This is a genomic window from Hydrogenophaga intermedia, assembly GCF_000723405.1.
Taxonomy (GTDB): Bacteria; Pseudomonadota; Gammaproteobacteria; order Burkholderiales; family Burkholderiaceae_C; genus Hydrogenophaga; species Hydrogenophaga intermedia.
In genome coordinates, this window is the sequence record NZ_CCAE010000044.1 from 1 (window position 1) to 23,466 (window position 23,466).

The window sequence follows — 23,466 nt, forward strand, 5'->3', positions numbered from 1 at the left end:
TGGCAAACCCTTCGTGGGGCGGCGGGCGGGCGTGAACCGCGCCCGCCGGGGCGATCACGAGGCGGTGATCAGAGCGTGGAGGCGGTGTAGGTGACGCGGCCGGTGTAGGTGCCGGCTGCCGGTGCCGTGGAGTTGGCGTAGCTGTAGGTCCAGTTGGCGGTGTGGTTGGTCACGCGGCCGGCCAGGACAGGCTGGCTGGTGCCACCGCTGAAGCCTGGCGCCGGCAGATTGGGGTTGTCCGAGACCACCGACATGTCGCTGAAGGGGATCGTGTCGCTGCCATTGTTCAGGGTGGTCGGGTTGGTGGCAGTAATGGTCACCTGGCCGTTGTTGCCGAAAACGCGCACCGGCACGGCACCGTTGCCAAGGAAGCCGCCGTTGGTGTCGTAAATGGCCCCAGCGGGGCTGCCCGTCAGGCCCACCTGATCGGCGTTGGTCGTGTAGTCGAAGATGATTGCGTCGACGGTGGGCATGTTGCCGTTCGCCACTTGTTCATGGCCGGTGCCGACACCGAGGAACAGCACGCCCGGGATGATCACCTGCAGGTCGAGGCGGGCCACAGCGGAGCCACTGCCGGTGACGAGCGAGGATTCGGCCGAGGCCATCAGGGGGGATGCGATGGCCAGCGCCAGGGCGGATTTCAAAAGGAGGTTGCGTTTCACGTCGAAGTCCTCAGAGGTTGGTGAACACTTTTGTTGCGGCACCTTGGAAGCCAAAGTGGCACGATTCTGAAGACCGTTACGGGTGTTCACAATCGTCGCAGAGCGGAAATTGCCTGTTTTTCAACAACTTAAGGAGAGCTTCTGAGTTAACGGTCGAAAAATTTCACCAAATGGCGGGAAACCCCCTCAAGTAAATCACCTTGTTGCCGAGTGACCACCTTGGTTTTCCATCAGGTGAGTCAAAGGTATGGCGCCCCCGGCCTTGACTTCGCCCAGTGAAAAACTGGTGTGCAGGTCTTTCACGTTGGGCAAATTGAGCAGCACCTCGCGCGCGAAGGCGCTGAAGTGGTGCAGGTCGCGGCTCACCACCTGCAGTTCGAAGGTGCCCGAGCCGCTGATGTAGTGGCAGGCCACCACCTCGGGGATGGCGCGGATGGCCTGCTCCAACTGGCGCGTGACGTCGCCGTTGTTGCGGTCGGCGTCCAGCCGCACGAAGGCCAGCACGCCCAGGCCGAGCTTGTCGCGGTCGAGCACGGCGCGGTAGCCCTGGATGAAGCCGCGTTCTTCCAGTGAGCGCACGCGCCGCCAGCAGGGTGCGGCCGACAGGCCCACGCGCTGCGCGAGCTCGGCATTGGTGAGGCGGCCGTCGGCTTGCAGTTCTTGCAGGATGGCGAGGTCGAATCGGTCCAGTGTTTCCATGATCGGCAAAAGAAAGAAAGCTTCTTTCTCGATCATGCAAATTCCGGGCATGAAACGCAAACACCTATCGCAAACTCGGGCATACACTGCGCGGCAGACTGGGGGCCGGTCCCTACCCGGGGCCCGCCCCCAGTCGCACGCGCGTCCACAAGACGCCCCCGCCCACGAAGGAGACACACAAGATGAACGCGCCGCTGCCCGAGCACATCCGTCAGGCCCTGGAAACCGTCACCCTGGACGACAAATACACCCTCGACCACGGCCGCGCCTTCATGAGCGGCGTGCAGGCCCTGGTGAAGCTGCCCATGCTGCAGCGCCAGCGCGACGCGTTGATGGGCAAGAACACCGCGGGGTTCATCAGCGGCTACCGCGGCTCCCCGCTGGGCGGGTATGACCAGTCCCTTCAGAAGGCGGCGCCGCACCTGAAGAAGCAGAACATCGTTTTCCAGCCCGGCGTGAATGAGGAGCTGGCGGCCACCGCGCTGTGGGGCACGCAGCAACTGGGCTTCGCGCCGCCCGGCACCAACCGCTTCGACGGCGTCTTCGGCATCTGGTACGGCAAGGGCCCGGGCGTGGACCGCTGCTCGGACGTGTTCAAGCACGCCAACATGGCCGGCACCAGCCCCTGGGGCGGCGTGATCGCGGTGGCCGGCGATGACCACGTGGCCAAGAGCTCCACCGCCGCGCACCAGAGCGACCACATCTTCAAGGCCTGCGGCCTGCCGGTGTTCTTCCCGGCCAGCGTGCAGGACATCCTCGACCTGGGCCTGCACGCCTTCGCCATGAGCCGCTTCTCGGGCGTGTGGACGGGCATGAAGACCATCCAGGAGATCGTCGAGTCGAGCTCGACCGCGCTGATCGACCCCGAGCGCGTGCAGATCGTGATCCCCGAGTTCGAGATGCCGCCCGGCGGCCTGCACATCCGCTGGCCCGACGCCGCGCTGGAGCAGGAGGCCCGCCTGTTCGACCACAAGTGGTACGCGGCCCTGGCCTACGTGCGCGCCAACAAGCTCAACCACAACGTCGTCGCCGGGCCCAATGACCGCTTCGGCGTGATCGCCAGCGGCAAGGCCTACAACGACACGCGCCAGGCGCTGATCGATCTGGGGCTCGACGACGACACCTGCCGCCGCATCGGCCTGCGCCTGCACAAAGTGGCGGTGGTGTGGCCGCTGGAAGCGCAGACCACGCGCGAGTTCGCCACCGGCCTGCGCGAAATCCTGGTGGTGGAAGAGAAGCGCCAGGTCATCGAATACCAGATCAAGGAAGAGCTCTACAACTGGCGGCCCGACGTTCGCCCGAACGTGCTGGGCAAGTTCGAGGAAGACGAGGGTGACTACAGCGGCGGCGAGTGGTCGCGCCCCAACCCCAGCGCCAACACGCTGCTGCGCGCCAAGGCCGACCTCAACCCGGCGCTGATCGCGCGCGCCGTCGCCAAGCGGCTGAAGAAGCTCGGCAACATTCCCGAGGACGTGATGGCGCGCATCGACGCGCAACTGGCCATCCTCGACGCGCAGGAACGTTCGCTGCAGACCCTGTTGACCCAGGGCGTGCCGGGTGCCGAGCGCCAGCCCTGGTTCTGCTCGGGCTGCCCGCACAACACCAGCACCAAGGTGCCCGAAGGCTCGCGCGCCATGGCCGGCATCGGCTGCCACTTCATGAGCATCTGGATGGACCGGGCCACCGTGGGCTTCACCCAGATGGGCGGTGAGGGCGTGCCCTGGGTGGGCCAGCAGCCCTTCAGCACCGACCAGCACATGTTCGCCAACCTCGGCGACGGCACCTACTTCCACTCGGGCATCCTGGCGATCCGCCAGAGCATCGCCTCGGGCGTGAACATCACCTACAAGATCCTCTACAACGACGCCGTGGCCATGACCGGCGGCCAGCAGGTGGGCGAGCGCCCCGAGGGCCACAGCGTGGTGCAGATTGCGCAGAGCATGCGCGCCGAAGGGGTGAAGAAGATCACCATCGTCACGGACGAGCCCGAGAAGTACCAGGGCGTGACGGGCATTCCCGAGGGCATCGCCATCCAGCACCGCGACACACTGGACGCCGTGCAGCGCGAGTTCCGCGAGATCGCGGGCACCACGGTCATCATCTACGACCAGACCTGCGCCACCGAGAAGCGCCGCCGCCGCAAGCGCGGCACCATGGTGGAGCCCGCCAAGCGCGTCGTCATCAATGAACTGGTGTGCGAAGGCTGCGGCGATTGCGGCGAGAAATCCAACTGCCTGTCGGTGGAACCTCTGGAGACGCCCTTTGGCCGCAAGCGCCAGATCAACCAGAGCACCTGCAACAAGGACTATTCCTGCGTGAATGGCTTCTGCCCGAGCTTCGTCACGGTGGAGGGCGGCCAGCTGCGCAAGAAGAAGGGCGCGGCCCGGGCCGAATGGGAAGGCGGCGCGTTGCCGCACCCCGCATTGCCCGCCTTGGGCCACGAGGCCTGGGGCATCATCGTCGCCGGCGTGGGCGGTACGGGCGTCATCACCATTGGCCAGCTCCTGGGTGTGGCCGCGCACCTGGAAGGCAAGGGCATCGTCACGCAGGACGCGGCCGGCCTGGCGCAGAAGGGCGGCGCCACCTGGAGCCACGTGCTCATCGGCGCCTCGCAGAACCAGATCCACACCACGCGCGTTTCGGCGGCCTCGGCCGACCTGATCATCGGCTGCGACCCGATCGTGGCCGCCAACAAGGAAACCTGGCAGCGCCTGCGCGAGGGCCGCACGCACGTGGCCGTCAACAGCAGCGCCACGCCCACGGCGGCCTTCGTGAAGAACCCCGACTGGCTCAGCCCCGCGCAGGCTTGCGTGGACACGCTGGTGAACCACCTGGGCCGCGAGGCCATCGGCGTGGTTGACGCCGAGACCATCGCCACCCGCCTGTTGGGCGACAGCCTGTACACCAATCCGCTGATGCTGGGCTACGCCTGGCAGAAGGGCTGGATCCCGCTGGGCCAGGCGGCGCTGATGCGCGCGATCGAGCTCAACGCGGTGGCGGTGGAGCAGAACAAGGCCGCCTTCGAATGGGGCCGGCGCGCCGCGCACGACCTGCCGGCCGTGCTGGCCGCCTGCGGCCTGGCGGGTCCCGCCGCGCAGGTCATCCAGTTCCAGCCGCGCGAGACGCTGGAGCAGCTCATCGCGCGCCGGGCCGATTTCCTCACCGACTACCAGAACGCCGGCTATGCGCGTGAGTACCGTGACTTCGTCGAGCGCGTGCGCCAGGTCGAGTCGCAGGTATTGGGCAAGACCGGGCTGACCGAAGCGGTCGCTCGCTACCTGTTCAAGCTCATGGCCTACAAGGACGAGTACGAGGTGGCGCGCCTGCACAGCGACACCGCCTTCCACGAGAAGATCGCGGCGCAGTTCGAGGGCGACTACTCGCTCAAGGTGCACCTGGCGCCGCCAATGCTGGCCAAGAAGAACGAGCGCGGTGAGCTGATCAAGAAACCTTATGGGCCTTTCATGTTCACGGCCTTCCGCTGGCTGGCGAAGTTCAAGGGTGTGCGCGGCACTGCGCTCGACCCCTTCGGCCGCACGGCCGAACGGCGCATGGAACGGGAGTTGATCGCCCAGTACCGCGCCGACATCGAGGCCCTGCTGCCCGGGCTCACGCCCGACAGCCAGGCCCTGGCGCTGGAGATCGCGCGCCTGCCCGAACTGATCAAGGGCTATGGCCACGTGAAGGAGCGCCACGCCCAGGCCGCGGCGGTGCGGCGCGAGGCGCTGCTGGGGCGCTGGCGCTCGGGTGGCGCTGCGGCGCCGGTGCGCCAGGCTGCTTGAATCGGAACACCCCCGCCGCGCTTCGCGCGACCCCCTCGGGGGGGCGGCACCTGCGGCCCGGCAAAGCCGGTTCCGCGGTGCCCTGGGGACGATCCTGGAGGAACGGGTTCTGTCAAGGGGGCGGCATACAATCCCCGGTTGTTCTGAACCCGCTGGAGACCGCCTGTGTTGATTTCCCCCGCCTACGCCCAAGCCGCCACCGGCGGCACCGAGTCCACCCTGCTGGGCATGCTCCCGCTGGTGCTGATGTTCGTGGTGCTGTACTTCGTGATGATCCGCCCGCAGATGAAGCGGCAAAAAGAGCACAAGGCCATGATCGAAGCCGTGGCCAAGGGCGACGAAATCGTCACCGCCGGCGGCTTCCTCGGCAAGGTCTCCAAGATCGGCGACACCTACATCGGTGTGGAACTTGCCGACGGCCTGGAAGTCCAGATGCAGCGCACCGCTGTCGTGCAGGTGCTGCCCAAAGGCACCATTAAGTAACACCCCGAGCGGGCCGGCTGACGCCGGCCCGCTTCCCCTCACGGGGCAACGCGCACGGACCGGCGGAGCCGGATCCGTCGCGTTCTGACCGATACCTTGCGAGCGCCGAAGGGCCTGTATGAACCGATACCCGCTGTGGAAGTACGCGATCATCGTGATCGCTCTGTTGGTCGGCGCCATCTACGCCCTGCCCAACCTCTTCGGCGAGGCGCCGGCGGTGCAGGTGTCGGCCGCCAAGGCCACGGTGCGAGTGGACACCGGCACGGTCACCCGGGTGGAGCAGGCACTGTCGGCCGCGTCCATCGCACCCAGTGCGCTCTCGCTCGAAGGCAGCTCGGTGCGCGCGCGCTTCGAGGACACCGACACCCAGCTCAAGGCACGCGACGCGATCGACCGCGCGCTCAACACCGACCCGACTGACCCCAGCCACGTGGTGGCGCTGAACCTGGTGCCGCGCACGCCGAACTGGCTGTCGGCCCTGCACGCCCGCCCGATGTACCTGGGTCTTGACCTTCGCGGCGGCGTGCACTTCATGCTGCAGGTGGACATGAAGGCTGCGCTGGAGCGCCGCGCTGACGTGCTGGCCACCGACCTGCGCAACGCCCTGCGCGAAAAGAACATTCGCCACGGCGGCATCGTGCGCAATGGCCAGACGATCGACGTGCGTGTGCGCGATCAGGCCGCCCGCAACGCGGTGTTCGACCTGGTGCAGGCGCAGTTCACCGAGTTGGTGCTGGCCGAAACCACCGAAGGCGGCGACACGCGCATCACCGCGACCATCCGGCCCGAGGCCGCGCGCGCCGTGCAGGACCAGGCGCTCAAGCAGAACATCACCACCCTGCACAACCGCATCAACGAACTCGGCGTGGCCGAGCCGGTGATCCAGCAGCAGGGCGCGGACCGCATCGTCGTGCAGTTGCCTGGCGTGCAGGATACGGCCAAGGCCAAGGACATCCTGGGCCGCACCGCCACGCTGCAGGTGCGCCTGGTCGACGAGAGCGCCGAGGGCCTGGCCGCCGAGCGCGGCATTGGCGCGGTGCCTTTCGGGTCCGAGCGCTATCTCGAACGCGGTGGCCGCGCGGTCATCGTCAAGCGAGAGGTACTGCTCACCGGTGAGAACCTCACCGACGCGCAGGCCGGCTTCGATGGACAGACGCAGGAGCCGGCCGTGCACCTCACGCTCGACGGCAAGGGCTCGCGCATCTTCCGCGACGTCACGCGCGAGAACGTGGGCAAGCGCATGGCCATCATCCTGTTCGAGAAGGGCAAGGGCGAGGTCGTGACGGCGCCCGTGATTCGCGCCGAAATCGGTGGCGGCCGCGTGCAGATCTCCGGCGCCATGACCACCACCGAGGCCAGTGACACCGCGCTGCTGCTGCGCGCGGGCTCGCTGGCCGCGCCGATGGAGATCATCGAGGAGCGCACCATCGGCCCCAGTCTGGGCGCCGAGAACATCGCCAAGGGCTTCAACAGCGTCACCTGGGGCTTCCTGGTGGTGGCCCTGTTCATGTGCGCCTACTACATGATGTTCGGCCTCTTCTCGGCCATCGCGTTGGGCTTCAACGTGCTGCTGCTGGTGGCCGTGCTGTCCATGCTGCAGGCCACGCTGACTCTGCCTGGCATGGCCGCCATGGCGCTGGCGCTCGGCATGGCCATCGACGCCAACGTCCTCATCAACGAACGGGTGCGTGAAGAATTGCGACGAGGTTCCACGCCGCAGGCCGCCATCAACGCCGGTTACGACCGCGCCTGGGGCACCATCCTTGACTCCAACGTCACCTCGCTGATCGCAGGGGTGGCGCTGCTGCTGTTCGGCTCGGGTCCGGTGCGGGGCTTCGCGGTGGTGCACTGCCTGGGCATCGTCACCAGCATGTTCTCCGCCGTGTTCTTCTCGCGCGGCCTTGTGAACTTCTGGTACGGCCGCCAGAAGAAGCTCAAGGCCATTTCCGTCGGCACGGTGTGGCGCCCAGAAGGCGACGCCACCCCCGCCAAGGCCGACTGACCCCCGCACCCGGAGCCCACGATGGAGTTCTTCCGCATCCGCCGCGACATCCCGTTCATGCGGCACGCGATCGTGCTGAACGCGATCTCGTTCATCACCTTCCTGCTGGCCGTGTTCTTCCTGGTGACGCGCGGCCTGCACCTGTCGGTGGAATTCACCGGTGGCACCGTGGTCGAGGTCGCCTACGAGCAACCGGCCGACCTGGGTGCCGTGCGGCGCGTGGTCGAGGATCTGGGCTATCTTGAGGTGCCGGTGCAGAACTTCGGCAGCTCGCGCGACGTGCTGCTGCGCCTGCCCGTGCAGCAGGGCCAGACCTCGGGCCAGCAGGCCGAGGCCCTGTTCGCGGCGCTCAAGGCCCAGAACCCGGCCGTGGCGCTCAGCCGCACGGAGTTCGTGGGCCCGCAGGTGGGCGAGGAGCTGGTGCACAACGGCCTGATCGCGCTGGGCCTCGTGATCCTGGGCATCATCATCTACCTCTCGCTGCGCTTCGAATGGAAGTACGCGGTCTCGGCCATCATCGCCAACCTGCACGACGTGGTCATCATCCTGGGCTTCTTCGCCTTCTTCCAGTGGGAGTTCTCGCTGGCCGTGCTGGCTGCCACCCTCGCGGTGCTGGGCTACTCGGTCAACGAATCGGTGGTCATCTTCGACCGCATCCGCGAAACCTTCCGGCGCCAGCGCAAGATGACGCCCGAGCAGGTGATCGACCACGCGATCACTTCGACCATCAGCCGCACCATCATCACCCACGGCTCGACGCAGATCATGGTGCTGTCCATGCTGCTCTTCGGTGGCCCCACGCTGTTCTACTTCTCCCTGGCGCTGACCATCGGCATCTGCTTCGGCATCTACTCGTCGGTGTTCGTGGCGGCGGCCATGGCGCTGTGGCTGGGCGTCAAGCGTGAAGACCTGATCAAACCCACCAAATCGGAAGGCGATCCGGACGATCCGAACGCTGGCGCCGTCGTGTAGTCCGTGGCGTCCTTGCCATACCAGGGCCGCCCAACGGCGGGGTCCAGGGGTCTCGCGGGCATGGATCGCGGGGTCTTCGTGTCATACTGAAACACATGGTGTCGCCGTCCCAACCGACCGGGTTTGCCCTTGCCCAGCAGGCGCGTGAGCGCCATGTGCTGCACGTGGGGCGGTCCCTGCCGGATCTGGCCAAGGCCATTGAACAGCGCCTCACCACCCTGCTTGACCAGCCCGGCACTTCGGTCGACGTGCAGATTCGCCGCGACACCTGGGCGGCCTTCAAGAAGCGGCAGTCGATGTGGATCGACGACTGCCGCACCGCCCTGAAGAAGCACCTCGCGGCGCGCGCCGGCCTCACCGAACCGGCCAGTCTTTCGGGACAACTCGAGCTGGTGGCCGAAGGCGCCATTGACGACCAGATCCTGGCCTCGCGGATGGCGATGCGAGTGCTCGACAAGACGTCCTCCGAACTCAACGAATTGCGGCTGCGCGTGCAGCACCTGGAGCGGCGCACCGAACTCTCCAAGAGCGACATCCTGCTGCCCGACGTGCTTGCCCGGTTGCTGGTCGAGCAATGGAAGTCCGCAGGGCTCGAGCGCGATGGCCTGGCACTGGTGCAGGACCACATTGCCCCCATGCTGGGCGCGATCCTGCTCGATGGCTACAAGGCCGCCAACGCGTACCTCATCGCCAACGGTGTCATGGAAACGATCGATCTGCAGTCGCTGGTGCGCCGCAGCCCTTCCAGCACGAGTGGCGCGGTGCCCACCACCCGGCCTGGTCCGGCCAGCGGCCCGACCACGGGCGGTGGTTTGCACACCCCGTTTCGTCGCGTGCAGGAACCGGGCCGCCCCGGTGCCAATGGGTCGGCGCCCGGCCAGGCGGGCGGTGGGGCAACCCCCTCGGGCATGGGCCAGCCCCCCTCGGGCGGACGAGGCGCTCAGCACAGCGGTTATCCCGGCTCCTCCGGCATGGGCGTGCATGACGAAACGCGCATGCTCACGGGCACGTCGCCCCTGGCCCGTGCGCGCATGCGAGCGCAAGGGGTCGTGGGCCGTTTGCGACGCATGCTGCTCGACCACGTCGGCCCCGAGTTCGAGGCGACCGAGATCATTCCGCCGTCGCCCGCGCTGCAGCAGGCCATGGCGCGGCAGGTGTCCTTCCCGAGCACGGGTTCCGGCCTCGGCGCGGCACCCACGGGCGGTGGGGCGGTCTATGTGGATGCCGGCACGGTCGAGCGCACGGCGGTGGCGCTGCGTGAGCGCACCCAGGAGCTCAAGCAGGCGGCGTCCACGCCCAGCGAGAAGGCCACCATCGAGGTGGTTGCGCTGATGTTCCAGGCCATTTTGGCCGAGGAGCGCATTCCGCCCAGCATTCGCGTGTGGTTCGCCCGTCTGCAGATTCCCGTGCTGCGCGTGGCCCTGGCCGAGCCCGAGTTCTTCAGTGCCCTGCAGCACCCCGCGCGCCGGCTGATCGACCGCATGGGCTCTTGCGTGATGGGATTCGAGTCCAACGTCGGCTCGGCCGCGCTGGAGGCCGAGATCAAGCGCGTGGTGCAAGTGATCGAGCAGTACCCCGAAACCGGGCGCCGCGTGTTCCAGCTCGTCTACGACGAATTCCAGAAGTTTCTGTCCACCTACCTGAGCGAACAGAGCAACGCCAGCCGCTTCGTGAGCGTGGCCCAGCAGGTCGAGCAGAAGGAGACGCTGTCGGTGCAGTACACCATCGAGCTGCGCAAGCTGCTCGACGACGTGCCGGTGCGAGCCGAAGTGCGCGACTTTCTGTTCAAGGTCTGGGTCGACGTGCTGGCAGTGGCCAGCGTCAAGCACGGCGTCAAGCACCCGGACACGCAGGCACTCAAGCAGGCCGCATCCGACCTGCTCTGGGCCGCGAGCGCCAAACCCAGCCGCGACGACCGCGCGCGCGTCATCCAGCAGTTGCCCGGCATCCTGCAGCGCCTGCGCCAGGGCATGAGCCTGCTGGGTTTTCCCCAGGGCCTGCAGGATCAGCACATCAAGTCCGTGAGCGACACGCTGGCCGACGCCTTCATGTCGCGCACCGAGTCCATCGCCCAGAGCCAGCTCGACGCCTTGTCCAAACGCCTGGCCAACCTCGAGGACTACCTGCCCGAAGGTGGTGTCGGTGACTTCGATCTCAACGCCGACAGCATCGAGCTCATCACCGGTGTGGACGCCAGCAACATCGAGGTCATCAACCAGGGCGGCAGCCAGCCCAACGAGGCCATGCGCGCCTGGGCCGTGGAACTGCAGATTGGCTCGTGGTTCGGTCTCGACCACAACGGCAAGCTCGGCAGCGTGCAACTGGCCTGGCGCAGCCAGCACGGCCAGTTGTACCTGTTCGTGAGCAACGGGGGGCGCTGCTACCTCATGCCGGCCACGCGCGTGGCGGCGTACCTGCAGGCCGGGCTGCTGGTGCCCAGCGAGGACGAAGCACTCACCGTGCGCGCCACGCGCGAGGCGCTGGCCAAGCTCGACGCCAATCCCGAGCGCCTGCTGGCCTGAAGTCCACCGTCTGCGGCGCGGCTCAGCCCTGCGCCACGCGCTGCACCAGCCCGCCCGGCAGGCGCGCCACCACACCCTGCAGTTCCAGTTCGAGCAATTGCGCCTGCAAGGCGCTGGTGGGCAGCCCCGTGCGTGCGAGCAGGGCATCGAGGCTCACAGGGTCATGGCCCAATGCGTCGAGCAGTTCGCCCTCCGTGGCGCAGGCCTGGGTCGGCGGATCGCCGTCCGTGCGCGGGGTTGGGTCCGCCAGCCGAAGCTCTTCCAGCACGTCCTGCGCCGACTCCACCAGTTTGGCGCCCTGACGGATCAGGGCATGGCAGCCGCGCGACTGAGGCGAATGGATGGATCCGGGAATGGCGAACACTTCGCGCCCCTGCTCGGTGGCCAGGCGGGCCGTGATCAACGAGCCCGACTGCAGGGCCGCTTCGACCACCAGCGTGCCCATCGACAGGCCCGCGATCACGCGGTTGCGCTGCGGGAAGTTCTGCGCCAGCGGCGGCGTGCCCAATGGGTACTCGCTAAGCATGGCACCTTGCGCGACGATGCGGTGGGCCAGATCGCGGTGGCGACTGGGGTAGACGCGGTCGAGCCCAGTGCCCACCACGGCCAGCGTGACGCCGCCCGCACGCAGCGCGCCCTCGTGCGCGGCGCCATCGACTCCCAGCGCCAGGCCCGAGACGATGCACAAACCCGAGGCCGCCAGCGATTGCGCGAAGGCCGCGGCGTTCTGCGCGCCCTGTGGCGTGGGGTTGCGGCTGCCGACGACGGCGAGCCGCTGCGGGTGGGCCAGCGCGTCGAGGCGGCCATGAACGAACAGCATCAGTGGCGGATCGGCCGTGTCCAGCAGGGACGCGGGGTAGCGCGGGTCGGCCAGGGTGATCACGTGGCGCGCGTTGTCCTGTGCCAGCCAGCGCTCGTGCGCGCTCAATGCCGCGTCGAAGCCTTCTGGCGGCCAAGCCATGGCCTTGGCCAGTGAGGACTCCACCACGCCATCCCAGCTGTCAGAGGGTCGGGCCCAGATCGTCTCGGGCAGTCCAAAGGCGGCCAGCAACTGCCGGGCCGTGGTGCGGCCCAGGCCCGGCGTCAGGAGCAGCCGCAGCCAGGCGGCCAGCTCGTCACGCGGCATCGGGATCAGGGATTGACGAAGCGGTCGCCGACCTGCACGCCATCGGCGATTTCGAGCACGATGGCGTAGGAGACGCGGTCGAAGGTGCGGAACACCATCATGAGCCCGTTGCGTTCGCCGGGCAGGCGGATGTCGGGTCGAGCGGTGTCGGTGGTGTCCTTGACGATGTTGCTCTCGCGCAGAAGGGCCAGCACGTGGCCGGGCTCCAGGCCGTTCTGCTTGCCACGGTTGATGGCCACCACCATGTTCTGCGCGGCATAGGTCACGGCGTTGCCGTACACCGAGACGATCTGGCCGGATTGCGGGCCTTGGGGTGCGCGAGGCACGAAGTTGAGGAACTCGCGCGGCGGCTCGGGCAGCAGGCGGTCGCCCACGCGCATTTCTTCCTTCGCCACGGTGATGTCGATGCCGGCTGGCACGATCTCTTCGACCTTGTTGCCCTTGGCGTCCAGGCCTTCGCGGCGGCGCTCGTTGGAGACCACATTGGCCTTGCCCACGTAGTGCGCTTCGTAGCCCAGGACCTCGTTCGTGGTGGGATCGCGCAGCGGCGTGGCGTTGCGGAACACCCGGTAGCCGATGGAGCGGCCGTCGACCACGGCCAGTGGCTCCGCGTTGGGCTGATCACCCGAGACCGAGCGTGCGTAGGCACGGTCGCCGCGGCTGAGCAACACGCGGTTTTCCGGCGTGGCCACAATGCGGGGCGCGCGGTTGATCGTGTTCTCGTCGACGATGAGCGGCTCGGTCAGGAAGGACTCGATGGTCTGAAGCGAGATCGGCGGAATAGCCGTGTCGGACAGCGATTCGTAGCGCGTGCGCGGTGATACCTTGACGGTGCCGGGTTCGCCGCCGGGCCCGCGCGTGCTGAGCGTGGCACGGCCGTTGGCCTTGATGAGGTACAGCATCTGCCCTGGGTAGATGCGGTGCGGGTTCTTGATGTCGTCGAGGTTCATGCCCCACAGCTCGGGCCAGCGCCATTGGCTTCGCAGGAAGATGCCCGAGATGGCCCACAGCGTGTCGCCGCTCTTGACCGTGTAGCTGTCGGGGGCGTTGGGGGCGAGTTCGGAGAGCGGCACGCCGGTCTGGGCGACCTGGTTGGCGGTGGCGCGCTGGCCGGGGGTGACGGGGTAGCGCTGCTCGGCCGGAATGACCGTACTTTGCGCAAAGGCCGCCTGTGCGGCGCAGGCCAGGCCGACGGCGCTGGCAATGGTGGAGATCAGGCGGGTGTTCGATCGCATGTTCGGGGGCCCCTGGGCGGCTGCCGTCGGCCAGTGCGATGACGCCGTATGAGTCGGCGTCTCGATCGTGGCCTGGGGCGCGCGAGTCTTGACAAAGCGCGTTGGATTCTGCGCGCAAGCCTTTGATTGCGCAATGTTTCTGGCGGCCCGCCATTTCGCGTCGTCGCGAAAGTGGCGAAAATAGCGACATCGGTTTCCGCCTGTCAGCGTGCCACTGCCTGCCGTCGCCGCTGGACCCAACGGAGACCTCTTGCGACACTGCTTCATCGATTCATGAGCGCCCCCGACACACTGCCGATCCTGCACTACCCCGATCCCCGCCTGCACACCGTGGCCAAGCCCGTGGCGGCGGTGGACGAGCGCATCCGCGCGCTCATTCCGCGCATGCTGGCCACCATGTACGAGGCCAACGGCATCGGCTTGGCCGCGACGCAGGTCGACGTGCACGAGCGGCTGATCGTGATCGACGTCAGTGAGTCGCGCGACCGGCCGATGGTGCTGATCAACCCGGTGATCGAATGGGCCAGCCCCGAGACGCGCAAGGGCGAAGAGGGCTGCCTGTCGGTTCCCGGCATTTACGACGGCGTGGAGCGTTCGGTGGGGGTGCGCGTGCGCGCGCTCGACGGCGAGGGCGTGGAGCGTACGATCGAGGCCGAAGGCATGCTGGCCGTGTGCATCCAGCACGAGATGGACCACCTCATGGGCAAGGTCTTTGTGGAGTACCTCTCCCCGCTCAAGCGCAACCGGATCAAATCGAAGCTCGTGAAAGCCCAACGGGAAGCCCTGCGCGCATGAACCTCTCCTCCGCCCTGCGCTGCCTCTGCCTGCTGGCCCTCGTGTGGCTGGCGGGATGCGCGGGCATGCCCGAGCGGCTGCAAGCCGGCACGCCGCGCGCGCAGGTGATCGACCAACTGGGCCCGCCCAGCGCCGAGTACGCGCTGGCGGATGGTGCGCGCCTGCAGTACTCGCGCCAGCCGCTGGGCCGTCAGGTGTACAACCTCGACTTCGACACCAACGGCCGACTCCGCAGCGTCGTGCAGGTGCTCGACATCAACTGGATGCTCAAGAACATCGCGGTCGACCGCTGGACGCGCGACGACGTGCTGCGCCACCTGGGCCGGCCCGCGCTGGTCGAGCGCGTGGCGCGTTTCGATGGCGACATCTGGACATACCGCTTCTCCGAGAACAACAACGACCGGCTCGCGCACGTGCACATCGATCGCGCCGGTGTGGTGCGCAAGCTCATCTTCCTGGATGAGCACATCCCACCGTCCGATCGCCTCTGACCTCTCGCCGGCCATCGCGGCCCGGCCCGTTCCCGATGAAACTCATCTTCGCCGGCACGCCGGCATTCGCGCGTGTCGCGCTGGAACGCCTGCTGGCCGCAGGCTTCGGCGTTCCCCTGGTGCTCACCCAGCCCGACCGGCCCGCCGGGCGCGGGATGAAGCTGCAGGCCTCGCCGGTGAAAGCGCTCGCGCTGGAGCGCGGCATCGCCGTGTCGCAGCCGCGCAGCCTGAGGCTGGACGGCAAGTACCCTGAAGACGCCATGGCCGCGCGCGCCGCGATCGACGCGGCGCAGGCCGATGTGATGGTGGTGGCGGCCTACGGGCTGATCCTGCCGCGCTGGGTGCTGGACACGCCGCGGCTCGGCTGCCTCAACATCCACGCCTCTCTGCTGCCGCGTTGGCGCGGCGCGGCACCCATCCACCGCGCGATCGAAGCGGGCGACGCCGAGACCGGCATCACCATCATGCAGATGGACGATGGCCTGGACACCGGTGACATGCTCTTGCGCGAGCGCATTGCCATTCGCGACAGCGACACCACTGACACGCTGCACGATCGCCTGGCCGTGCTCGGCGGGCGCCTCATCGTCGAGGCGCTGGAGATGGCGGCCTGCGGGGGCCTGCACGCCGAGCCGCAACCGCAGGAGGGCGTGACCTACGCGCACAAGATCGAGAAGGCCGAGGCCGCGATCGACTGGACGCAGCCGGCGGCCGCGATCGCGCGGCGCGTGCGTGCGTTCGATCCCTTCCCCGGCGCGCACACCACCCACGCGCGCGAGACGATCAAGGTCTGGGCGGCAGAGGCTCTGCCCGGCAACGGCCGGGCGGGCGAGGCGCTGGCGGTCGAACCCGAGGGCATCACCGTGGCCTGTGGCGAAGGCGCGCTGCGCCTGACGGTGTTGCAGCGCGCGGGCGGCAAGCGCCTGCCCGCGGCCGATTTCCTGCGCGGTTTCGCGCTGGCGCCCGGTGAGGTGCTGGGAGGCGGCGCGTGATCCTTTTCCTCAAACGCGAGCACCGCGCGCATCCCGAGTACTTCGAAGGCATCCGTGACCAGTTCTCCGTGGCCATGGGCATCAGCGCCTGGGGCCTCATGACCGGTGTGGCCATGATGCAGTCGGGCCTCTCGGCGCTGGAGGCGGTACTGATGACGCTGATCGTCTACGCGGGCAGCGCACAACTCGCCGCCATTCCCATGATGGCGGCGGGCGCGCCGTTGTGGGTGATCCTGGCGGCGGCCTTCTGTGTCAACCTGCGCTTCGTGGTGTTCTCGGCCCACCTGCGGCCGTACCTCATGCACATGCCACGCTGGGAACGCCTGGCCAGTGGTTATGTCACCGGCGACCTGAGCTACGTGTTCTTCGCGCGCCGCTACCCGCACCCCAGCGACGACCCGAAAGAGCGGGCCGCGCAGCAGGCTTACCTGATGGGCAACTGCGCCGTGAACTACGCTGCCTGGATGGGCTCGAGCCTGCTGGGCGTGGCCTTGGCCAATGCCATTCCGCTGGCGTGGGGGCTGGGCTTCGCAGGCATCCTGGCGCTGCTGGGCGTCATGTGCTCGCTCGCCACCTCGCGGCTGCGCATGGTGTCGGCGGGCGTGGCGGGTGCCGCCGCCGTGGTGGCCTTCGCGCTGCCGCTCAAGCTCAACATCCTGGTGGCCATCGCCTGCGCGGTGGCGCTGTGCCTGGCGCTTGAGCCACTGCGCCCCGCGCGTGGAGGGACCGGCCATGCTTGACCTCGACCCCTGGACGCTGCTGACCATTCTGGCCCTGGGCGTGGTCACCGTGATCACGCGCGGCTTCTTCTTCCTGTCCGACAAACCCTGGACGCTGCCGCACTGGGCGCAGCGCGGCCTGCAGTACGCGCCCATCGCCGCGTTGTCGGCCGTGGTCGTGCCCGAGGTGGTGATGAGCCACGGCGCGCTCGTGAGCACGTGGCAGGACGCGCGCCTGTATGGTGCACTCGCGGGCGCGGCCTGGTTTTTCTGGCGCGGTGGCGTGCTCGGCACCATCGTGGCCGGCATGACGGTGTACCTGCCGCTGCACATCGGCCTGGGCTGGTAAGCCGCGCGTGGTGCCTCAGCGGTGGCTCAACGGTGCCACTGCTTCTGGTACGCCCACTGCGCAAAGCGCGCGTGGGCCTGGGCCTTGTCGATCAGGTCCTCGTTGCCGCTCGCGCTCTCGCGCAATTGCCCGTCGCGGTAGCTCATCAGCCGTGCCGGAACATCCGGCTGCAGCACCGCGACCTGCGTCTCGCCGCCGGGCGTGTCTTCCAGGTAGGCCTGTGTCTTGTCGAACTGCAGGATCGCGCGGCCTGGGCGCGCGGCTTGCGCCGGATGGCTCAAGTCGCGACCGATCAGCGGGTGCTCGCCACTCAGGCCCATGAGCGAGATCAGCGTGGGCGCCAGGTCGATCTGGCTGGCCAGGGTGGCGATGCGCCCAGGCGTGGTGATCGGTCCGCCCAGGATCAACCCGGGGATGTGGAAGCGTTCGATGGGCACCAGCGAAGGGCCGTACACGCGTGAGTTGTGGTCGGCAACGATCAGAAAAAGCGTGTTCTCCCAGTAGCGGGAGCGCCGCGCCCGCTCGATGAATCGACCGAGCGCGTGGTCCGCGTATTTCACCGCGTTGTTCACCGTGCCACTGGGCTGCTCGTACAGGTCAATGCTGTGCTCGGGAAACTCGAACGGCGCGTGGTTGGACGAGGTGAAGACCAGCGCGAAGAAGGGCTTGTCGGCGGCCTGTTGTTCGAAGGCCCGGTGCGCGACCTCGAACAGATCGCCATCGGACGCACCCCAGGTGCCGATAAAGGCGTCGGCCGGCATGTCCTTCTGTTCCACCACGCGGTCGAAGCCATTGCCCATGAAGAAGCTGCGCATGTTGTCGAAGTGGGACTCTCCGCCATAGAAAAAACTCGACTCGTAGCCGTGTGGCTTGAGGAAACTGGCCAGCGTGAAGAAGTCGCGCTGCGACTTCGCGAGCTTGACCGTGCTGACCGCCGAGGTGGGTGGGAAACCTGCGATCACTGCCTCGATGCCGCGCACCGAGCGCGTGCCGGTGGCGTACAGGCGCTCGAACCACAGGCCCTCGCGCGCGAGTCGATCGAGGTTCGGCGTGAGTGGCAGGCCGCCCAGCGCGCCGACGAACTCGGCTCCCAGGCTTTCCTCCAGCACGATCACGAGATTGAGCGGGCGCGCGCGAGGATGTGCCGTGGCCTGCCAGTGCCGCGTGGGCAGGTCGTCGCGGGTGAAGGCGCTGGCGGGCAGGCCCGTCTCGCGCCGCACGCGCTCGATCACGTGCGCGCGCGGCAGCTCGGCATAGGTGATGCCTGCCTCGCTTTTGCGCGACTGATAGATGGCGTACGCCACGGTGTAGAGCGAGTTGAGCGGCAGTTCGTTGACGAGGTGGTCGCTGGTCAGCGCGGCACTGGCCGGGTTGGCCGCGCGGTGCCCGAGCGCGCCACGCCCCGCGACGGTCAGCGACACCAGCAGCAGCGCCGACAGGGCCAGCGCCTGCCAGGCGGGCGGTGGCGCGGGCGGTGTTCCCGCGCGGCTCAGGCGCGCACCGGCCCAGGCCACCAGCGGCAACAACAGGGCGGTGGCCAGCAGGTGCGCGGCGTGGTCCTTCAGCAGCGTGCCGCCCACTTCCTTCGCGTAGCCCAGGTACTCCACGAACAGGTAGTTGGGCCGGGCGTCGTACTGCGCCACGAAAGCCGGGGTGGCCAGTTCCATGAACGCCACCAGCAAGAGCGCCAGGCCACCGTAGACGCGCAGGAAACCCACCCAGGCACGCCAGGTGCGCGGATGCAGCGCCATCCACGGCGTGAGCGCGGCCGGCAGCACCCAGATGAAGCCCAGCAGCACGCCGTCGAAGCGCAGGCCCTGCCACAGCAACGACGCCCATGCCCGTTCATGAGACACGCGGTCAGCCAGCCAGACCGCCAGGCCCAGGCGCGACAGCCACAACACCGCCAGCGTGCAGGCCATGGGCACCAGCAGCGGGCGCAGCAGGCGCAGGGTCTCGCGCCACCAGCCCCGCACAAGACTGGCAGCGCGGCCCTCGGACCCGGCCTGCGCGAGCCGCCAGCCCGCCAGCGACACGCTGGCGCAGATCAGCAGCGTCCACAACGAGTGGCTGGGGTAGTGCGCGCCCCGCAGCGTCTGCACCGCGCCCGCGAGCGCGCCGATGCCCACCGCGGCGGCCAGCCAGCGCAGGCCCACCGCGCGCCGCCGCATGACACCGGCTGGTGGCGCCAACCATGGCAGGCAGAGTGCCAGGAAGGCGAAGCCACTGCTGGCGTGGCCGCCCGGAAAGCAGCGCCCCGGCCCGCCATCGGCCTGGCCCCACGCCCAGTGGGACACCCAACGCGCGGTGCCGCCGAAGGCTTGCAGATCCCAGGGGCAACTGGTGAGGCTGGTGTTCTTGATCACGTTGACTGCGAGCAGCGACAGCGCGGCCAGCAGGGCCACGGTGATGCGCTCGCGCCGCGGCAGCGACGCGCGCGGCCACAGCGCCCAGCCGCACAACAGCAGGAACGCCAGCGCCATGGCCTGGCGCAGGCCGTCGTGCAGCACGCGCGCCAGCAGCCACTGGTCGCGCAGCGCAAAGCCGTGCCCGGCGCCGATCGCGCGCATCACGGTCATGTCCAGCCCGGACAGGTCCCACAGCAGGGTCAGCGCGAGCAGGCCGCACAGCCAGCGTTCGGGGCGCGGGAAGGCGCGGCCCGAGGCCGTCGGTTCGAGGGACAGGGTCGACATGGCGCGGCACTCTCGGGCGCTGCCATTAATTGGTCCTTAAACCGTTTAATGCACGGCTAAGGTCGCGCTCGATAATGGGCAGCCCCATTCCCAACCTCCGTAGAACCCGACATGCGCGCACTCGTGGTGGAAGACGATCCCGGCATCGCCAGCGGGCTGGAGCAGGCCTTGCGACGCGCCGGCTATGCCGTGGACCTGTGCGCCACGCGCGACGCCGCCTGGCTCGCCCTGTCGGTCGAACCCTTCGATGTGCTGCTGCTGGATCTGGGCCTGCCCGACGGCGAGGGCCTGGACCTGTTGGCCCGCTTGCGTCAACAGCCCACGCCCACTGCAGGCCGCGAGACGCTGCCCCACAAGGACATGCCGGTGCTCATCATGACCGCACGCGATGGCGTCAGCGACCGCATCGGTGGCCTGGATGGCGGCGCGGATGACTACCTCGTCAAACCTTTCGACGCCAACGAGCTGCTGGCGCGCTTGCGCGCCATGCTGCGCCGCGCGGGTGGTCGCAGCAACCCCCTCATCGAGCACGGCGATCTGGTGATCGATCCCGCGGCCCATACCGTTCTGCGCGCGGGCCAGCCGGTGGTGCTGGGTGGCAAGGAGTTCGCGCTGCTGCTCACGCTCATGCAGGCGCGCCCGCAGGTGCTGTCCAGGACGCGGCTGGTGTCGGCGCTCTACGGATTCGGCGAAGAACTGGAGAGCAACGCCATCGAGGTTCACATCCACCACCTGCGTCGCAAGCTCGGTGAGTCGCTGATCAAGACCGTGCGCGGCGTGGGCTATTTCATCGCGCGCGAGGCGGCGGTGGCGGACAAGCCGCGATGACGAGCCTTCCTCGGCCGAGATTGCTGCGCCACTACCTGCTGCGCTGGACCCTGGGCGTGGTGCTGGTGATCTGGCTGGCCGTGGTGGCGCAGGCCTGGTCAACCGCCTTCCGCGAGGCGCGCAAGTTTTCCGATGGCCAGATGGTGGCCGTGGCGCGTCTGTGGCTGGCCGCCGCGCCCACGGGCGCCGTGCGCCCTCTGCCGCAGGAGGGAGCCGAACTCGCGCACGAGTTCCTGCAGGACGTGGCCGTGCTGGCCTGGGAAGGCGAGCGCCTCGTCTCGGACACGCATGGGCTGGCGCCCGGCCTGGACGCCAGTGCCCTGCCGGTGGCGGGCTTCTCCACGGTCGAGGTGCGTGCGCCCGGCCTGCTGCCGTTGTGGCGGACGTTCTCGGTCGAGACCGGCGAGGGCGCCGTGCGCCGCCGCGTGGTGGTGCTGATGGACATGGCCCAGCGCCACGAACTCGGCAAGGACATTGCCGAGCACGTGGCGCAGCCCGCGCTGTTGTTGTTGCCCCTGGTGCTGCTGCTGCTGTGGTGGACCGTGCGCCGTGGGCTGCGGCCGCTCGACAGGCTGTCGAGCGAAGTGGCGGCACTCGACGGCTTTGCCGGCCAGCGACTGGACACGGCGCACCGCTTCAGCGAGTTCGCGAGCACGGTGACGGCCATCAACACGCTGGTGGACACCCTGCAGGCGCGCGCCCAGCGCGAGCGCGAGTTCGCCTCCGACGTGGCGCACGAGCTGCGCACCCCGCTGTCCGCGCTGGCGCTGCAGGCGCGCGCGGCGCAGCACGACCCCTCGCCCGAGCGGCTCGCGCAGTTGGAGCGGGAGTCCTTGCGCGCCGGGCGCATCCTGCACCAGTTGCTCGACCTGGCGCGCGCCCAGCGCAAGCACGCCGGCGAGGACGACGATCCGGTCGCCCTGGGCGAACTGGCGGCCCGGCTCGTGGCCGCGCACGCGCCAGCGGCGCACGAGAGCGGGCACGAGATCTCGCTGTCGCAGCCCGACGAGCCGGTGCGGGTGAAGGCACAACCCATGCTGCTGGAACTGGCCCTGCGCAACCTGATCGAGAACGCGCTGCGCCACACGCCGCCGGGCACGCAGGTGTTGGTGACCGTGTGGCGCGACGCGGAATCGGTGGGCGTCTCGGTCAGCGACGACGGCGGCGGTCCGGGCAGCGCGGTGGCGCGCCCCGCCGAATCGGGTGGCCTGGGGCTGGGCCTGCGCCTGGTCCAGCGCATCGCCGAGCAACTCGGCGCGCGGCTCGAGACCGGCCCCGGCGAGGCGCCCATGACCACGCGCTTCGCGCTGCGCTGGACCAGCGCCTAAGGTTCACCTAATCAGGGGCGCACACGCTCCCGGGGACCGCGAGAAGCGGTTTCCCGAGAGCCGTGCATGCAGACCCCGTTCCCCTTCTCCTTCCCGCGTTTCCTGCCATCGGCGACGGCCGCGCCGCTGAACCGCGTTCCGCGCGCCGCCGTCGCCGTGTGGGGACTGGCCCTCTGGCTGGCCCTGGTGGGCAACCTGCCGCTGTGGCAGCGCATCGACGGCATGAGTGGTCCGCTGGCTCACCGCGTCGCGCTCATTGCCGGGCTGGGCTCGCTGCTCACCGGAGCCATCGCCGCGCTGCTGTGGCTGCTGGCCTGGCCGCGGGTGTTCCGCCCGGTGGCCAGCGGCTTGCTGCTGGTGGCCGGGGCGAATTCGTACTTCATGTGGCGCTACGGCGTGGTGATGGACCCGAGCATGCTGGCCAGTACGCTGCACACCGACACCCGCGAAGTGCGCGACCTGCTGTCGTGGTCGCTGCTGTCGGTGCTGCTGTTCGTGGCGGGCCCACCGCTGTGGGCGCTGTGGCGGCAGCCGCTGGTGCTGCGCGGCGGTTGGCACCGCGCGGGGCGCAACGCGGCGGGCGCGCTGGCCGCCTTTGCGCTGCTGATACTCGCGGTCCTCATCAACTTCCAGGGCCTCGCCTCGCTGATGCGCAACCACAAGGACCTGCGTTACATGGCCAACCCGCTCAACAGCGTCTACGCCGCCGTGCGCGTGGCGGCAGACCGCCTGCCGCACCAGGTGCGCCCCCTGCTGCCCGTGGGCGAGGACGCCGCGCTGGGCGCCAGCTACGCCCGCCAGGCGCGCCCGCCCCTGCTGCTGCTGGTGATCGGCGAGACGGCGCGCGCGCAGAACTTCGGGCTCGACGGCTACCCCCGCGACACCACGCCCGCGTTGGCGCGCTGGCAATCGCGCGGCGAACTGGTCAACTTCAGCCAGGTGCGCTCCTGTGGCACCAACACCCTGGTCTCCGTGCCTTGCCTGTTCTCGCCGCTCACGCGCGCGCAGGGCGGCGACCAGCCACCCGACCGCGAGAACCTGCTCGACGTGCTGCAGCGCGCCGGTCTGGCCGTGCTGTGGCTCGACAACCAGGCCGGCTGCAAGGGCGTGTGCGAGCGCGTGCCCCACGCGTACACGAACGACCACCCGGTGCCCCTCCTGTGCCCCGGCGGCGAATGCCTCGACGAAGCCATGCTCGATGGCCTGGACGCTCGCCTGGAAGCGCTGGACCCCGTGCGCCGCGCGCGCGGCGTGGTGCTGGTGATGCACCAGATGGGCAGCCACGGCCCCGCCTACGCCAGCCGCTCGCCCGAAGGCGCCAAGCCCTTCCTGCCCGAGTGCCGCAGCAACGCGCTGCCCGAGTGCTCGCGCGAGGAACTGGTCAATGCCTATGACAACTCCATCGCCTACACCGACCGCTTCCTCGATCAGTCCCTGCGCTGGCTGCGCACGCGCGCCGAGCAAGGCCGCAACGACACCGGCCTGGTCTACGTCTCCGACCACGGCGAGTCGCTCGGCGAGAACGGCCTCTACCTGCATGGCCTGCCCTACGCCTTGGCGCCCGATCAGCAGACGCACGTGCCCATGGTGGCCTGGTTCTCGACAGGCCTGCGCGAACGCGCGGGCCTGTCGATGGACTGCCTGCGCACGCGCTCGGCCGAGCCGCTGTCGCACGACCACTTCTTCCACACCGTGCTGGGGCTGATGGACGTGAAGACCCGCGCCCGTCAGCCGGCGCTGGACGCGCTCGCGCCCTGCGCCGCCGCCGGGTGACATCCGTCGAGCGCG

Annotated in this window: 18 protein-coding genes; 13 read left to right on the forward strand and 5 right to left on the reverse strand. The window is 68.8% G+C overall.

Annotation, left to right across the window (positions count from 1 at the left end; all coding sequences use genetic code 11):
• Positions 1 to 68 precede the first annotated feature (68 nt).
• Positions 69 to 662, reverse strand: a complete 594-nt coding sequence (locus tag BN948_RS25810) for a hypothetical protein (protein ID WP_009515964.1) — start codon at positions 660 to 662, stop codon at positions 69 to 71.
• A 195-nt stretch (positions 663 to 857) separates the two neighbouring features.
• On the reverse strand, positions 858 to 1,361 hold the full coding sequence (locus BN948_RS19475) for an Lrp/AsnC family transcriptional regulator (protein WP_035623292.1): 504 nt from the start codon (positions 1,359 to 1,361) through the stop codon (positions 858 to 860).
• A 182-nt stretch (positions 1,362 to 1,543) separates the two neighbouring features.
• Between BN948_RS19475 and BN948_RS19480 the strand changes: the two genes are divergently transcribed.
• The 5 genes from BN948_RS19480 to BN948_RS19500 all read left to right on the forward strand — a co-directional run bounded on the left by BN948_RS19480 (position 1,544) and on the right by BN948_RS19500 (position 11,122).
• Positions 1,544 to 5,143, forward strand: coding sequence for an indolepyruvate ferredoxin oxidoreductase family protein (locus tag BN948_RS19480; RefSeq protein WP_009515961.1), 3,600 nt, complete (start codon positions 1,544 to 1,546; stop codon positions 5,141 to 5,143).
• A 165-nt stretch (positions 5,144 to 5,308) separates the two neighbouring features.
• Positions 5,309 to 5,626 (forward strand): preprotein translocase subunit YajC, encoded by a 318-nt coding sequence (yajC, locus tag BN948_RS19485; RefSeq protein WP_009515960.1) that lies wholly within the window; start codon positions 5,309 to 5,311, stop codon positions 5,624 to 5,626.
• A gap of 118 nt (positions 5,627 to 5,744) precedes the next feature.
• Positions 5,745 to 7,628, forward strand: coding sequence for a protein translocase subunit SecD (gene secD, locus BN948_RS19490; protein WP_009515958.1), 1,884 nt, complete (start codon positions 5,745 to 5,747; stop codon positions 7,626 to 7,628).
• Positions 7,629 to 7,649: 21 nt separating this feature from the next.
• The gene (gene secF, locus BN948_RS19495) at positions 7,650 to 8,600 is read left to right on the forward strand and encodes a protein translocase subunit SecF (RefSeq protein WP_009515956.1); all 951 of its coding nucleotides are present in this window, start codon (positions 7,650 to 7,652) and stop codon (positions 8,598 to 8,600) included.
• Positions 8,601 to 8,695: 95 nt separating this feature from the next.
• Complete coding sequence (locus BN948_RS19500; RefSeq protein ID WP_009515954.1) at positions 8,696 to 11,122, forward strand: DUF1631 family protein; 2,427 nt, start codon at positions 8,696 to 8,698, stop codon at positions 11,120 to 11,122.
• A gap of 22 nt (positions 11,123 to 11,144) precedes the next feature.
• Here the strand turns inward: BN948_RS19500 and dprA are convergent, their stop codons facing one another.
• Both dprA and BN948_RS19510 read right to left on the reverse strand, forming a co-directional pair.
• A complete protein-coding gene (dprA, locus tag BN948_RS19505; protein ID WP_009515951.1) occupies positions 11,145 to 12,248 on the reverse strand; it encodes a DNA-processing protein DprA in 1,104 nt (367 codons plus the stop codon).
• Between the two features lie 5 nt (positions 12,249 to 12,253).
• A complete protein-coding gene (locus BN948_RS19510) occupies positions 12,254 to 13,483 on the reverse strand; it encodes a LysM peptidoglycan-binding domain-containing protein (RefSeq protein ID WP_009515950.1) in 1,230 nt (409 codons plus the stop codon).
• Between the two features lie 273 nt (positions 13,484 to 13,756).
• Here BN948_RS19510 and def point away from each other — a divergent pair, with 273 nt between their 5' ends.
• From def to BN948_RS19535, 5 genes are read left to right on the forward strand one after another with little or no spacing between them, the layout of a single operon-like run.
• Complete coding sequence (def, locus tag BN948_RS19515; protein ID WP_009515948.1) at positions 13,757 to 14,278, forward strand: peptide deformylase; 522 nt, start codon at positions 13,757 to 13,759, stop codon at positions 14,276 to 14,278.
• Positions 14,275 to 14,769, forward strand: coding sequence for a lipoprotein transmembrane (locus BN948_RS19520; RefSeq protein ID WP_009515947.1), 495 nt, complete (start codon positions 14,275 to 14,277; stop codon positions 14,767 to 14,769). The genes def and BN948_RS19520 overlap by 4 nt, the downstream gene beginning before the upstream one ends.
• A gap of 35 nt (positions 14,770 to 14,804) precedes the next feature.
• On the forward strand, positions 14,805 to 15,761 hold the full coding sequence (gene fmt, locus BN948_RS19525; protein WP_009515946.1) for a methionyl-tRNA formyltransferase: 957 nt from the start codon (positions 14,805 to 14,807) through the stop codon (positions 15,759 to 15,761).
• The gene (locus BN948_RS19530) at positions 15,758 to 16,501 is read left to right on the forward strand and encodes an AzlC family ABC transporter permease (RefSeq protein WP_009515945.1); all 744 of its coding nucleotides are present in this window, start codon (positions 15,758 to 15,760) and stop codon (positions 16,499 to 16,501) included. The genes fmt and BN948_RS19530 overlap by 4 nt, the downstream gene beginning before the upstream one ends.
• Positions 16,494 to 16,829, forward strand: a complete 336-nt coding sequence (locus tag BN948_RS19535) for an AzlD domain-containing protein (RefSeq protein WP_009515944.1) — start codon at positions 16,494 to 16,496, stop codon at positions 16,827 to 16,829. Before BN948_RS19530 ends, BN948_RS19535 begins: the two co-directional genes overlap by 8 nt.
• Before the next feature lie 26 nt (positions 16,830 to 16,855).
• On the opposite strand, the gene BN948_RS19540 is transcribed toward BN948_RS19535, so the two are convergent.
• Complete coding sequence (locus BN948_RS19540) at positions 16,856 to 19,522, reverse strand: sulfatase-like hydrolase/transferase (protein ID WP_009515943.1); 2,667 nt, start codon at positions 19,520 to 19,522, stop codon at positions 16,856 to 16,858.
• Between the two features lie 111 nt (positions 19,523 to 19,633).
• Between BN948_RS19540 and BN948_RS19545 the strand changes: the two genes are divergently transcribed.
• The 3 genes from BN948_RS19545 (at position 19,634) to BN948_RS19555 (ending at position 23,451) form a co-directional block, all read left to right on the forward strand.
• The gene (locus tag BN948_RS19545) at positions 19,634 to 20,350 is read left to right on the forward strand and encodes a response regulator (protein ID WP_009515941.1); all 717 of its coding nucleotides are present in this window, start codon (positions 19,634 to 19,636) and stop codon (positions 20,348 to 20,350) included.
• Entirely contained in the window at positions 20,347 to 21,678 is a 1,332-nt protein-coding gene (locus BN948_RS19550; RefSeq protein WP_009515939.1) for a sensor histidine kinase, read from the forward strand. Before BN948_RS19545 ends, BN948_RS19550 begins: the two co-directional genes overlap by 4 nt.
• Positions 21,679 to 21,744: 66 nt before the next feature.
• Positions 21,745 to 23,451: a phosphoethanolamine transferase gene (locus BN948_RS19555; protein ID WP_009515937.1), complete on the forward strand. Its 1,707-nt coding sequence runs from the start codon at positions 21,745 to 21,747 to the stop codon at positions 23,449 to 23,451.
• The last annotated feature ends 15 nt before the right edge of the window (positions 23,452 to 23,466 follow it).